Source organism: Bacillus subtilis subsp. subtilis str. 168 (assembly GCF_000009045.1).
GTDB classification, from domain to species: Bacteria; Bacillota; Bacilli; order Bacillales; family Bacillaceae; genus Bacillus; species Bacillus subtilis.
Genome location: NC_000964.3, coordinates 1636104 through 1650377, shown reverse-complemented (window position 1 = coordinate 1650377; position 14274 = coordinate 1636104). Strand labels below are relative to the sequence as shown.

The window sequence follows — 14274 nt, the reverse complement described above, 5'->3', positions numbered from 1 at the left end:
TCACCTCGTCTCGTCTTGACGCTCCTTCGCGCGAAGCTGACCGCAGGCTGCGTCAATGTCATGTCCTTGCTCTCTTCGGATTGTGACATTTACTCCGCGGGATTTCAGCGTTTTTTCAAAAGCAAAAATCTGATCACGCGGTGTGCGCACATAGTCCCGTTCAGGCACGTAGTTTACCGGAATCAAGTTCACGTGGCATTTGACTCCTTCCAGCAAGTCGGCAAGCTCTTCGGCGTGTTCCACCTGGTCGTTTACGCCTCCGAACAGCCCGTATTCAAAGCTGATACGGCGTCCTGTTTTATTAATATAATATTTAACGGCTTCCATTAGATCAGGCAGTTTATATGCTCTGTTAATCGGCATCAAACGGCTTCTGATTTCTGTGTTCGGCGCGTGCAGAGAAATTGCAAAGTTAATCTGCATTTGCTGATCAGCAAATTCGTAAATTTTCGGGATGATTCCACTCGTAGAGACCGTAATATGGCGAGCACCGATATTCAGGCCCTTGTCATGGTTAATGATTTTCAAGAAAGCGAGCATTTCGTTAAAGTTATCAAAAGGTTCGCCGATTCCCATGATCACGACAGAGCTGACGCGTTCATCCGTTTCATCAAGAGCTTTTTGCACTTTGACTACTTGAGCGACAATTTCCCCTGCTTCAAGGTTTCGTTTTAAGCCTCCAAGCGTTGACGCGCAGAATGTGCAGCCAATACGGCAGCCGACTTGTGTCGTTACACATACAGAATTGCCATACTCGTGTCTCATTAAAACGGTTTCGATGGTATAACCGTCATGAAGCTCAAACAAAAACTTCATCGTACCGTCTTGAGAGGTTTGTTTAACAGCCGTTTTCAGCGTTGTTAACACAAAGCGAGTGTTTAATTTCTCACGCAGATCCTTTGAGAGGTTTGTCATATCTTCAAAAGAAGATACGCGTTTTTCATATAGCCATTCAAAGATCTGGGCTGCACGGAACGGTTTCTCTCCATTGTCTGTCAGCCATTGTTTGATTTCATCTAATTCAAAAGAATAAATAGACGGACGCTCTGTCCGCAATTCTTTTCTTACTTTTGTTTTATTAAGTTCTGCCATTGCTTATCCCTTCTTTCTCATGCTGCAAATAAAGAAACCATCTGTTCCGAAATAATGAGGAAGGATTTGAAGCCTTCCATCCCGAACAAAGGGTCTCACCTTTTCAGGCAGCCGCTTTTCAAGAGACAAATCGGGTTCAAAATCAGGATGTTCTTGTATAAACGCATGTATTACTTCATCATTTTCTGTCCGGTCCATTGTACACGTACTGTAGACAAGAGTGCCACCTTTTTTTACTAATGGTGCGATTTCCCTCAAGATCGACAGCTGGATTTCAGCTAGACGGGCGCTGTCGTCAGGTTTTTTCGTGTATTTCATGTCCGGCTTTCTTCTGATAACACCGAAACCTGAGCACGGGGCATCGACCAATATTCGGTCAAACTGTTCGTTTTCAAACGTTTCCCCCGCTTTTCTAGCATCCATTGTTTCCGCATGAATGATTGTCAGGCCAAGCCGATCTGCCGCTTCTTTGATCAGCTTCACTTTATGTTTGTGAAGATCAAGCGACGTAACGCTCCCCTTGTTCTTCATTAATTCTGCGATATGAGCCGACTTTCCGCCAGGCGCCGCACACGCGTCAAGCACTGTTTCATCTGACTTAGGATCAAGGGCGCGGGCGACGAGCATGGAGCTCTCATCCTGGATAGAAACTTCGCCGTTTTGGAAGAAATGAGTTCCGGCAATTGTTCCCTTTAAGAGCTTCACAGCATCTTCAGCGAGGTCGCCTTTTTCAACTTCGATTCCCTCAGCAGCCATTTGGTCAAGCAGCTCAGCTCTGTCTGCTTTCATTTGATTGACACGCAGCGTCTGTTTCGGCGGAATGAGATGGATGCGGCAAATCTTTTCCGCAGCTTCAAATCCATACGCATCCGCCCACTCTTTCACAAGCCATTCCGGATGGCTTGTTTCTGTCGCCAGCCGGCGGACAGGATCTTCGATCGCGTCAAAGGATGGAACACCTTCGCGCTGAATAGAACGGAGCACGCCGTTGACAAATGAAGCAATGCCTTTGTGTCCGCGGATTTTAGCAATCTCAACCGCTTCATGAATGGCTGCCCTGTCTGGAATCTTCTCCAAATACTCCATTTGATATAAGGATAGGCGAAGAAGCTGAATCACCCACGGCTTTACCTTTTGAGGCTTATTGATAAACGGTTTAAGCATATAATCAAGCGCGATCTTATTTTGTAATGTACCATAGACAAGTTCAGTCAAAAGCCCTCTGTTCTGATCACTCAGTTCATTTGATTTAATGACCGATTTCAGCAGCAGGTTGCTGTATGCCTGGTTTTGTTCTAATTTGATCAGCGCCTCAAGGGCGATGTCACGAACACTAGTTTTTTTCATTGTTTACTCCTAACACATCACCGGCTTCAACATGAGCGCCTCGCACAAAGTCTTCGCCTTTCATTCGTTTTTTGCCTGCCGGCTGGAGTTCGGTTAATAACAGAGCCGTCTCGTTACCTGTGGCAACGATAATTCCTTCCTTTTCAACTGCAACGACTGTGCCGGGCTCAGCTGTTGTTGGTGCCGCTATTTTTTTCGACGCCCATATTTTCAAGTTTTGTCCGTTTAGAGTCGTATAAGCAACAGGCCATGGATTTAAGCCGCGGATCTGGTTGTAAAGCTCTTCGCCCGTTCTGGACCAGTCGAGCAGCTCTTGCTCTCTTTTAATGTTAGGCGCGTACGTCGCTTTCTCTTCATCCTGCTTTTCAGGTGATATGCTGCCGGCAATAACGTTTGGAACCGTTTCAGACAATAGCTTCGCGCCAGCAACGCTTAATTTATCGTGCAGTGTTCCGACATTGTCGGTTTCTTCAATGTCCACTTCCACTTTTGAGATCATATCGCCCGCATCCAATTTTTCTACCATATACATAATGGTAATCCCGGTTTTCTTCTTTCCCTGCAGAATGGAATAATGGATCGGAGCACCGCCGCGCAGTTCCGGCAAAAGGGATGCGTGAACGTTAATGCAGCCGTATTTTGGACTGTCGAGAAGCTCTTTAGGCAAAATTTGTCCGAATGCCGCCGTTACAATCAGGTCAGGCTTTAATGCCAGCACTTTTTCAATTTCTTCTGTCAATCTGACTTTTTCCGGCTGAAGAACCGGGATGCCGTGGCGCAATGCCTCTTCCTTTACCGGAGGAGGTGTCAGTACTTTTTTTCTGCCCTTCGGACGGTCCGGCTGTGTGACGACCCCCACTACTTCATATCCGTCCTCTATCAGGGTTCTTAAAACAGGAACTGAAAAATCCGGCGTTCCCATAAATACGATTCTCGTCATCAAATCATCCTTCCATATCCGCTAGTTCATCTTCTGTATAGTATTTACTTATTTTAGATGTAAACAGCACACCGTCTAAGTGGTCCATTTCATGCTGCACGGCTCTTGCTAAAAAGCCTCGCGCTTCCAGAATGAACGGTTTTCCCTGACGGTTAAACGCACGCACTTTGACATAATCGGCACGTGTGACATCACCATAGACGTTAGGAAAGCTCAAGCATCCTTCAATTCCGGTTTGCTCGCCGCTTTTTTCTAAAATTTCAGGATTAACGAGATCAATTCTCCCTCTGTCATCCCCGATTTCTACGACGGCCGCTCTTTTTAAAATGCCGATTTGCGGCGCTGCCAGTCCGACACCATCCATTTCAAGCATGGTGTCGTACATATCATCAAGCAGTTTTTTTAGCTTTTTATCAAAAACAGTCACGGTTTCCGCAGGTGTTTCCAAAACCTCCGCAGGATGTGTGACGACCTTTTTTACTGCCAATTTGTTACCCTCCAAGACGTGAGATCTTACATCATCATATAAGGATTCATATCAATTGAAATCATTACATGTTTTTGTTCAATTTCGCGTTTATAATGTTCCAGTATCTTCTTCAATAAAGCGGATAACTGGGTTTCCTGTTTGTATTTTATCACGCATTGATAGCGATATCTATCTTTGATCCTGGCTATCGGCGACGCGCTTGGTCCGAGAATTTTCGTGTCAGCTCCGCAGTTTGCTTTCAAAAAATGAGCGATTTTTTCAGCTGTAACCGCTGCTTTCGCCACTTCCTCATGAGAAACAGTCACAAGAGCCAAATAGTAGTATGGCGGATAGGATTGCTCTCTCCTGTGCGCCATTTCATGCTGATAGAACGTTTCATAATCGTGTGTTTTCGTCAGCTGGATACTGTAATGAGACGGTGTATACGTTTGAATGATGACATGGCCGGGCTTTTCATGCCTGCCTGCCCGGCCGCTGACTTGCGTTAACAGCTGAAATGTTTTTTCAGCCGATCTGAAATCAGGAATATGAAGTGTTGTATCAGCACTTAACACTCCGACAAGCGTGACATTCGGAAAATCAAGCCCTTTCGCGATCATTTGCGTTCCGAGAAGAATATCCGCTTTTCCTTCTCCGAAAGCTGACAGTAATTTTTCATGGGCGCCTTTCCGTGATGTCGTGTCAACATCCATCCGAATCACTCTCGCACTTGGCAGCACTTTTGTCAGCTCTTCCTCCACTCGCTGTGTTCCCGTTCCGAAAAAGCGGATATGCTCGCTTGCGCATTCAGGACAAGTGTGCGGAACAGGCTCTTCATGTCCGCAATAATGGCATTTCAGCCTTTGGCCGTAACGATGATACGTCATGGAAATGTCGCAGTGCGGGCATTGCGGGACATAGCCGCAATCCCTGCACATCACAAAGGAAGAGTAGCCCCTCTTATTTAAAAACAGCACCGCCTGCTCACCCTTGGCAATCGTTTCTTCAAGCTTTTCCATCAATTCAACTGAAAACATCGAGCGATTGCCGTTTCTAAGCTCCTCTCTCATATCGACAAGCGAAACCTCGGGCATCACCCGATGGTTAACACGGTGCTTCAGTGAAAGAAGCTCGTATACGCCCTTTTGCGCTCTAGCATATGATTCTAATGTCGGCGTAGCACTCCCTAATACAACCGGGCAGCTGTGATGCTCAGCCCGCTTGATTGCCACCTCTTTCGCATGATAGCGCGGCATTTCTTCCTGTTTATAGGAAGACTCGTGCTCTTCATCGATGATTATCATTCCGAGATTTTCAAACGGAGCAAAAATGGCGGATCTGGCACCGACGACAAGCCGTACTTCCTTCCGGTGGATTTTACGCCACTCGTCATATTTTTCTCCTGTGGATAAACCGCTGTGCATGACTGCCACCTGGGAGCCGAAGCGGCCCTTGAAGCGGTTGACCATTTGCGGCGTCAGCGATATTTCCGGTACGAGGACGATGGCTTCTTTTCCTTTCGCCAGTACTTTTTCAATTGATTGCAGATAAATTTCGGTTTTTCCGCTTCCTGTCACGCCGTGAAGGAGGAACACTTTATGCTCATCGCTGTCCAATGTCTCGCGTATGGGCTCGAAGGCAGCCCTCTGTTCGTCTGTCAGCGGCAGGGGCTCTGTTTTTTTGAACATTTTGTCCTGATAGGGATCTCTGTAAACCTCTTCATAGCTTTCCTTCAAAAGCCCTTTTTGGATAAGGGTTTTGATGGTTGCAGAGCTCGTGTCCGTTTTTTTGCACAATTCCGCCGCAGGAATTTTCACACCTTCCGGCTCAGAGATGAGAAAGTGAAGAATCGCCTGCTGTTTTGCTGCTTGGCGGGACAATCCCTCAGCCTGCTTAGCAAGCTCTTCTTTACTCGCATTTGCCTGAATATGCCTGACCATTTTTTTATTGGTTTTTTGCGCGACTTTATACGTCACGTCAATGTCCCCTTTTTGAACATGCCTTTGAATCAGTTTCAGCGTCTCATGATCGGGTATATCTGAATACAGCAGCGTCTTTGTTTCAGAAAACAGCCGTTCCACTTGCGGCGGAAGATCGGCTCCGTGTGCAATTTTTAATTCTTTTTCATATTTCGCCTTTAAGGCGGCAGGCAGCATTGCTTGAAGCGCCGTTATTTTAAAAGACAGCGTTTTGTCTGACAGCCATGATGACAGAATCATAAGCTCCTCTGTCAGAACAGGTGTAAGATCTAATAAATCCTCTACTTCCTTGACAGATTTTCCCGATAGGTCAGATGCTTCTTTGACTGCTGTCACAAACCCTTGAATCTTACGGGGGCCAAACGGAACAATGACCCGCATCCCCGTTTTGATCATGCCCTTCAGATGGTCTGGGATTTTATAATCAAAAGGCCTGTCTATATTTTTGGTGCTGACATCAACGATGACTTCTGCAAAATTCATGAGCGCTCTCCGGTTTGTTTTGAGAGGGCTGCGATCTCCTGAAGGATTTCAAAAGAAACATCGAGCTTAGACATAATCGGGAGTTCGCGTTTATGCCCGTCTTTGAAAAAGATTGTCACGATATTCGTATCAGCACCAAAACCGGCCCCATTTGCTTTCACATCATTTGCCACAATCAAATCAAGGTTTTTAGCGGCGAGCTTTTTACGTGCATAGTGTTCAATGTCTTGTGTTTCGGCGGCAAATCCGACCAAAATCTGCTCTTTCTTTTTCTCGCCCAATTCTTTCAAAATATCGACTGTTCTTTTCAGTTCTAAGGTCATGCCGCCGTCTTGTTTTTTCATTTTATGGTCAAATACTGTTTTCGGCGTAAAATCGGCTACCGCAGCTGTTTTAATGACTATATCGCTTGCGTCATACACAGAGAGCACAGCTTCGCGCATATCCGCAGCCGATTGAACAGGGATAAACTCAGCAAGGCCTTTAGGCTGATCAAGTGAAACAGGCCCAGAAATTAAGATTACCCGTGCGCCGAGCTGAACAGCAGCCTCCGCCAGTGCGTAGCCCATTTTGCCCGTCGATTTATTGGTAAAAAACCGGACAGGATCAATCGCTTCCCGCGTTGGGCCGGCTGTAATGACCACATGCTTGCCTTCTAAAGGAGCGGATGTTTCTTCAGCAAAATGTTTTTCGGCCAGCTTTACGATGTTTTCCGGCTCTTCCAATCTGCCTTTTCCTACGTAACCGCATGCTAAATAGCCCTCACTTGGCTCAATAAAACAATAACCGTCCTGATAAAGAACAGAAATGTTTCGTTTGACTGCCGGGTGGTCATACATATGAACGTTCATTGCCGGCGCGATCCAAACGGGAGCCGTTGCTGCCAACAATGTTGTCGTCAGCATATCATCAGCGATGCCGTTTGCCAGTTTTCCAATCACATTAGCCGTAGCCGGCGCTACGATAATCAAGTCGGCCCAGTCTGCGGCATCAATATGAGAAATGACGCTTGGATTTTGTTCTTTAAATGTATCTGTATAGACTTCGTGGCGGCTCAATGCCTGAAATGTCAGCGGTGAAACGAATCGGCAAGCGGATTCAGTCATAATCACTTTGACATTTGCTCCTGCCTGAACCAGCTTGCTCGTTAACGCACAGGCTTTATAAACAGCGATGCCTCCACTCACGCAAAGTAACACATTTCGATTGTTAAGCAATGAATTCTCCCCCTCTGCACTTTACAAAACCGCACGGAAAAAAATAACAACCTACATGATATAGGTTGCTACTTGTGCTACTATTCGCGGTCTTCCTTTTCAAACGAAAGCAGGCCTGCATCAATTTCTTCTAAAGCTTTGCCTACATATTTGTGTGAAATCGTATGTTCAATCATTTGGTCTTTTTTGATTTGCATTTCACGGGCACGTCTCGCAGAAACAGTCACCAGCGTATATTTTGAATCTAATTTATTCATTAAAGAATCAATTGACGGATCTAACATTGATTATTCAACCTCCAGCATTTTCTTATATCTTGGTGCAACGCGTTCACGCTTCAAATGTTCAGCAAGAACGATTGCTTTGATTTTATCGCAAGCCGTTTCGACATTATCGTTTTCAACGACATAGTCATAAGCATCCATCATTTCGATCTCAGCTTTTGCGGCTTTCATTCGATTTTCAATCAGAGCGTCTGTTTCTGTTCCTCGTGTCACGATTCTGTTTTTCAGTTCAGAAAGGCTTGGAGGCGCAAGGAAAATAAACAGGCCTTCCGGGAAAGCATTTCTCACTTGAAGAGCCCCTTGAACTTCAATTTCTAAAAAGACGTCTTTTCCATCTTGAAGCGTCTGTTCAACATAATCGACTGGCGTGCCGTAATAATTGCCGACATACTCTGCCCATTCAAGCAGCTTGTTGTCCGCAATCATTTGCTCGAATTCGTCTCTTGTTTTGAAAAAATAATCGACTCCGTTCACTTCGCCCTCTCTTGGACTTCTTGTGGTTACTGAAATCGAATATTCAAATTTTGTGTCTTCCTGCGAAAAGATCGCTTGTCGAACCGTTCCTTTACCAACTCCTGAGGGACCTGAGAGAACGATTAATAACCCTCTTTCTTTCATGCGGCAATTACCCCTGCCCTTCATCCATAATTTCTTCTTTAACAGAAAGTCTGTGTGCAACTGTCTCAGGCTGGACGGCAGATAAGATAATGTGATCACTATCCATGACGACAACTGCACGGGTTCTTCGTCCGTATGTAGCGTCAATTAGCATTCCGCGGTCTCTTGCATCCTGAATCATCCGTTTGATTGGCGCAGACTCCGGGCTGACAATCGAAATCATCCGATTGGCGGAGATGATATTGCCAAATCCGATATTAATCAGTTTAATCGTCATCTTCTACGTTCCCCCTGTAAAATAGACGTCTCTAGTTTAGCCTAGTAAGACCGTCTGTAAACAATACGCACAGTCACTATTCTATATTTTGCACTTGTTCTTTTATTTTTTCAATAGAACTTTTCATTTCAACGACAAGCTTTGTGATCTGATGATCATTTGCTTTTGAGCCGATCGTATTTGCTTCCCGATTGAGCTCCTGAACAAGAAAGTCGAGTTTGCGCCCGACAGCTCCGCCACTAGCTAATATATCACGAAACTGGGCGAAGTGGCTCTTCAGCCTTGTAATCTCTTCAGTGATATCAGAGCGGTCTGCAAAAATAGCGCATTCTGTTACAAGCCGGCTCTCGTCTAATACGTCTTCAGTCCATTCTTTGATTCTGGCATACAGCCGTTCCCGGTAACGAGATACGACATCTGCAGCCAGCAATTCAGTTTCTCTCACCAGCTCTTCAAGCTGATCAATATGCATCAGGCAGTCTTTCGCTAAGAGCAGCCCCTCTTTTTCACGCATTTCACAGAGACCTTTTACCGCTTCTTCTGCAGCATCGATGATCAACGCCTCCAGCTTGTCATTTTGCGTCTGTTCTTCATGAACCTGGACGACATGATCAAGCTTAAAGAAATCCATTACATCGGGCTCTGCAGACAATTGATACCGCTTCTTCATATCTCTCGCGGCTGCGACAAACTCATCGAGCAGCGGCCAATCAATTTCAAGCCTTTTCTCAACAAGCATATCGCTGTCAACGGATACGAAAAGCTCAATTCTTCCGCGCTGAATATGCTGCAGAATGGTCTGTTTCAGCTTATCTTCAAAATATAGCAAAGGCCTTGGCAAACGAGCGTTCACTTCTTTAAATCTGTAGTTCACAGATTTAAGTTCAACGCTTACAGAGAGATCGTCTTGTGTTTTGCTTGCACTGCCGAAGCCTGTCATACTTCGTATCATTTTAAAACACCCAATTCTTCCCTGTTCTCATAATAAAAGGGCAATAGACACGCTATTACCCCTAAGATTATATCATATGAATTTATTTTTTTCTTGTTAAAAGTGACCCCGCCAGCAAAAAAGTAGGGATGGCGGACATACCGATGACGAGCATCCAGTCCCCCGGCGTGATGGCTACAGTATGGAAAATCGGCTGAAGCGGCGGATAGTAGATTACTACAAGCATCAGCAAAATGGATGACAATACCGCGCCGATTAAATACAGGTTTTGAAACGGATTTCTAGAGAAAACAGAAGTTTCGCTGCGGCAGTCAAACACGTGAATAAGCTGAGCGAGCACCAATGTGGCAAACGCGATCGTCTGGGCATAAGCCAAGTTTTCCGGATTGCGGTGGTACACAATGATAAACGCTAAAATAGTGGCAACTCCGATTAAAAATCCTCTGGAAACGACCTTCCATCCTAGCTTGCGGGCAAATACCCCTTCTTTCGGATGACGGGGCTTGCGCTTCATGACGTCTCCTTCCGGCTGATCCATGCCGAGCGCCATTGCCGGCAATCCGTCCGTCACCAAGTTGACCCACAAAATCTGAATCGGAACCAGCGGTAAAGGAAGGGCAAGCAGCATCGCAAACAGCATGACAAGGATTTCTCCGACGTTAGACGCCAACAGGTATCTGATAAACTTCCTGATATTTTCGTAGATGTTCCTGCCTTCTTTTATCGCTGATTTAATCGTCGCAAAATTATCATCCACGAGAACAAGAGATGATGCTTCTTTGGCCACATCTGTCCCGGTAATGCCCATAGAGACGCCGATATCAGCCTGTTTAATGGCAGGAGCATCATTGACGCCGTCTCCCGTCATCGCCACAATATGCCCGTTCTCCTGATAGGCTTTTACGATTTTTAGTTTATGTTCAGGGGAAACGCGGGCAAATACATACACATCCTCCACCACATGAGAAAGCTCTTCTTGAGAAAGTTCATTCAGCATCTTGCCGTCCATGATTTTGCCGCTTTTCGGAAGGAGGCGCAAGTCTTTCGCTATCGCTTTAGCGGTTTCTACATGATCACCTGTAATCATGACGGTCTTAATTCCCGCTTCACGGCATTCTTTAATCGCCTGTCTGACTTCCGGCCGCGGGGGATCAATGATACCTGAAAGGCCAAGCATGGTCAGATCTTTTTCCGCCTGCTCCATTGACGGTGTTTCGCCTGCTTTTATCGGCCTGTAGGCGACCGCTATCGTTCTGAGCGCCTGTGATGCCAAATGTCTTAATACCGCCTCTGTTTCTGCTTTTCTTTCATTTGAAAAAAGAGCCGCTGAGCCATCATAATAAATACGGGAAGATCGCTGCATGAGTACATCCGGCGCACCTTTTGTAATGATATAGCGCTTTCTGTCTTGATTCTCTACGATGACAGTCATCATTTTCCGTGCGGAATCAAACGGAAATTCTTCAATCACTCTGTAATTAGATTCAACAAACTCCTTTGAAAAACCGCCTTTTCTTGCCGCGGTGAGCAGCGCTCCCTCTGTCGGATCTCCGTCAAGCACATATTCGCCGTCTCTTTTCTCAATATTGGAGTTGTTACAAAGCGCTCCGAACAGAAGCATCTGCTGAAGCGGCTTATGTTCATTGACACTGATCTCTTTTTCGTTTAGTGTGAAGCTTCCTTTCGGTTCATAGCCGGCCCCTGCCACTCTCCATGTTTTCCCTCCGGACCAGACATGCGTCACTGTCATTTTGTTTTGGGTCATTGTCCCTGTTTTATCTGAGCAAATGATAGACGCACACCCAAGCGTTTCAACAGCAGGAAGCTTTCTAACAATGGATTTTTGTTTAATCATCCTCTGTACACCAAGCGAAAGCGCCACTGTCACAATCGCCGGCAGCCCCTCCGGAATAGCGGCTACCGCTAACGAGACACCTGCTAAAAACATACTGTACAGATCATGACCCTGAATAACACCGACAGCAACGACAAGTACGGTCAGAAGCAATGCAACAACAATCAAAATCTTCCCGAGCTGCTCCAGTCTTCTTTGCAGCGGGGTTGACAATGTCCCTGCCGATTCAAGCATGTCGGCAATTTTCCCCATAGCCGTATTCATTCCTGTCCCGACGACAACCCCGACACCGCTGCCGCGGGTCACAATCGTACCCATAAATGCCATATTGGTAATATCGCCGAGTGAAACATCCGGTTTTTTCAATTTATCAGCATGCTTCACAACCGGGATTGATTCCCCGGTTAGCGCTGATTCTTCTATTTCAAGGCTTCTCGCTTCAACAATTCGAACGTCTGCGCCAATTCTGTCCCCGCTCGTAAATTTCACAATATCACCCGGCACCAGTTCCTTAGAAGGAATCTTTGTCCAGCTTCCTTCCCTGAGTGCCATGACGTGCGGTGTTGAAAGCTCTTTTAAAGCCTGAAGAGATTGCTCAGCACGCCTTTCTTGAAAGAAACCGAGTATGCCATTCACAAACACAATCGCAATAATCGCAACCGCATCTACATATTCACCAAGAAATCCTGAGATTAACGTTGCCGCCAGAAGCACAAGCACCATAAAATCTTTGAACTGCGCGAAAAACAAGAGAAGCGCTGAAGTTTTTTTCCCTTCTTGCAGCTCGTTTGGTCCATGCTTGTCAAGGCGTTTTTTTACCTCTTTTTCTGTTAATCCTTGTTTCATGGACGTATTGGTTGCCTCTAGTAAATCTGTTTGTCCCATTTCATGAAACTTCATTCCGCTCGTCCACTCCCCTGCTCTCTTATAGAGATATCACTCTATAAGCATGCTTATTCTGACTCGTCCCATTTCATGCTATAATTATCGAATGCAGGAAGAATGAGAGGGTGTATTGCATATGTCGTTTGATGGCATGTTTACATACGGAATGACACACGAACTTAACGAGAAAATAATGGGCGGACGAATTACAAAAATCCATCAGCCATATAAGCACGATGTGATTTTCCACATCCGTGCCAAGGGAAAAAACCAAAAACTATTATTATCGGCACATCCGAGCTATTCACGGGTGCATATCACGGCACAAGCTTATGAAAATCCAAGCGAACCGCCAATGTTTTGCATGTTGCTGAGAAAGCATATCGAAGGCGGATTCATTGAGAAAATTGAACAAGCGGGCTTAGACCGCATTATGATTTTTCATATCAAAAGCCGAAACGAAATTGGCGATGAAACCGTACGAAAGCTTTATGTAGAAATTATGGGCCGCCACAGCAATATCATTTTGACTGACGCAGCAGAAAATGTGATTATCGACGGACTTAAGCATTTATCACCGTCAATGAACAGCTACCGTACAGTACTGCCCGGCCAAGATTATAAGCTTCCGCCTGCTCAGGACAAAATATCGCCTCTTGAGGCGTCAGAAGATGATATTTTGCGTCACCTCAGCTTTCAAGAAGGAAGGCTTGATAAACAAATTGTCGACCACTTTTCAGGCGTGTCTCCGCTTTTCGCCAAAGAAGCGGTTCACAGAGCAGGCCTTGCCAACAAAGTCACACTGCCAAAAGCGTTGCTGGCACTGTTTGCCGAAGTGAAAGAGCACCGTTTCATTCCCAACATTACGACTGTAAACGGAAAGGAATATTTTTATCTGCTGGAGCTGACTCATCTAAAGGGCGAAGCGCGCCGTTTTGATTCATTAAGCGAACTGCTCGACCGTTTTTATTTCGGAAAAGCTGAACGAGACCGGGTTAAGCAACAGGCTCAGGATCTTGAGCGTTTTGTTGTGAACGAACGGAAGAAGAATGCCAACAAAATCAAAAAATTAGAGAAAACCCTGGAGTATTCGGAAAACGCGAAGGAATTTCAGCTTTACGGAGAGCTTTTAACCGCTAATTTATATATGCTGAAAAAAGGTGATAAACAGGCTGAGGTCATCAATTATTATGATGAAGAAAGCCCGACAATCACGATTCCTTTAAACCCGAACAAAACGCCTTCTGAAAACGCACAGGCCTATTTCACGAAGTATCAGAAAGCGAAAAATTCGGTCGCAGTTGTCGAGGAGCAAATCAGGCTGGCACAGGAAGAGATCGAATATTTTGATCAGCTGATTCAGCAGCTTTCGTCCGCTTCTCCCCGGGATATCAGCGAAATCAGGGAAGAGCTTGTTGAGGGCAAATATTTACGCCCTAAGCAGCAAAAAGGCCAGAAAAAGCAAAAACCGCACAATCCGGTGTTAGAAACATATGAATCCACCTCAGGGCTGACAATTTTAGTGGGTAAGAACAATCGTCAAAATGAATATTTAACGACAAGAGTGGCGGCCAGAGACGATATCTGGCTTCACACGAAGGACATTCCCGGCTCCCACGTTGTGATCAGAAGCAGCGAACCTGATGAGCAAACAATCATGGAAGCCGCGACAATTGCAGCTTATTTTTCAAAAGCTAAAGATTCAAGTTCAGTGCCTGTAGATTATACAAAAATCAGGCATGTCAAAAAACCAAACGGCGCGAAACCCGGTTTCGTCACTTATGACAGCCAGCATACCGTCTTTGTCACGCCTGATGCTGATACTGTCATCAAGCTCAAAAAAAGCTGAGCCGCATAAAGAAAAGCCAGAGCATTT

General features: G+C 45.5%; 12 protein-coding genes. 1 reads left to right on the top strand and 11 read right to left on the bottom strand.

The annotated features are described in order from the left end of the window. The 11 genes from rlmN to tcaB all read right to left on the bottom strand — a co-directional run bounded on the left by rlmN (position 1) and on the right by tcaB (position 12413). Complete coding sequence (gene rlmN, locus BSU_15750; RefSeq protein ID NP_389457.1) at positions 1-1092, bottom strand: 23S rRNA m2A2503 methyltransferase and tRNA A37 C2 methyltransferase; 1092 nt, start codon at positions 1090-1092, stop codon at positions 1-3. Between the two features lie 3 nt (positions 1093-1095). Next, on the bottom strand, positions 1096-2439 hold the full coding sequence (gene rsmB, locus BSU_15740; protein ID NP_389456.1) for an RNA-binding Sun protein; 16S rRNA m5C967 methyltransferase, S-adenosyl-L-methionine-dependent: 1344 nt from the start codon (positions 2437-2439) through the stop codon (positions 1096-1098). After that, entirely contained in the window at positions 2426-3379 is a 954-nt protein-coding gene (fmt, locus tag BSU_15730) for a methionyl-tRNA formyltransferase (RefSeq protein NP_389455.1), read from the bottom strand. The genes rsmB and fmt overlap by 14 nt, the downstream gene beginning before the upstream one ends. Before the next feature lie 4 nt (positions 3380-3383). Continuing rightward, positions 3384-3866, bottom strand: a complete 483-nt coding sequence (gene defA / locus BSU_15720) for a peptide deformylase (protein NP_389454.1) — start codon at positions 3864-3866, stop codon at positions 3384-3386. A gap of 26 nt (positions 3867-3892) precedes the next feature. Continuing rightward, entirely contained in the window at positions 3893-6310 is a 2418-nt protein-coding gene (gene priA / locus BSU_15710; protein NP_389453.1) for a primosomal replication factor Y (primosomal protein N'), read from the bottom strand. Beyond that, a complete protein-coding gene (gene coaBC / locus BSU_15700; protein ID NP_389452.1) occupies positions 6307-7527 on the bottom strand; it encodes a coenzyme A biosynthesis bifunctional protein CoaBC; phosphopantothenoylcysteine synthetase/decarboxylase in 1221 nt (406 codons plus the stop codon). The genes priA and coaBC overlap by 4 nt, the downstream gene beginning before the upstream one ends. Positions 7528-7607: 80 nt before the next feature. Then, on the bottom strand, positions 7608-7811 hold the full coding sequence (gene rpoZ, locus BSU_15690; RefSeq protein ID NP_389451.1) for an omega subunit of RNA polymerase: 204 nt from the start codon (positions 7809-7811) through the stop codon (positions 7608-7610). Positions 7812-7814: 3 nt separating this feature from the next. Next, positions 7815-8429 carry a guanylate kinase gene (gmk, locus tag BSU_15680; RefSeq protein NP_389450.2) on the bottom strand — a complete coding sequence of 205 codons (615 nt, stop codon included), beginning with the start codon at positions 8427-8429 and terminating at the stop codon, positions 7815-7817. Positions 8430-8436: 7 nt separating this feature from the next. Next, positions 8437-8706 carry an essential sporulation DNA binding protein; regulator of biofilm formation gene (gene remA / locus BSU_15670; protein ID NP_570902.1) on the bottom strand — a complete coding sequence of 90 codons (270 nt, stop codon included), beginning with the start codon at positions 8704-8706 and terminating at the stop codon, positions 8437-8439. Between the two features lie 76 nt (positions 8707-8782). Next, positions 8783-9658 (bottom strand): hypothetical protein, encoded by an 876-nt coding sequence (yloC, locus tag BSU_15660; protein ID NP_389449.1) that lies wholly within the window; start codon positions 9656-9658, stop codon positions 8783-8785. A gap of 82 nt (positions 9659-9740) precedes the next feature. Further along, positions 9741-12413, bottom strand: coding sequence for a P-type calcium transport ATPase (sporulation) (tcaB, locus tag BSU_15650; RefSeq protein NP_389448.1), 2673 nt, complete (start codon positions 12411-12413; stop codon positions 9741-9743). Between the two features lie 115 nt (positions 12414-12528). Between tcaB and fbnA the strand changes: the two genes are divergently transcribed. Further along, a complete protein-coding gene (fbnA, locus tag BSU_15640) occupies positions 12529-14247 on the top strand; it encodes a putative tRNA modification protein (protein ID NP_389447.1) in 1719 nt (572 codons plus the stop codon). Positions 14248-14274: the final 27 nt, after the last annotated feature.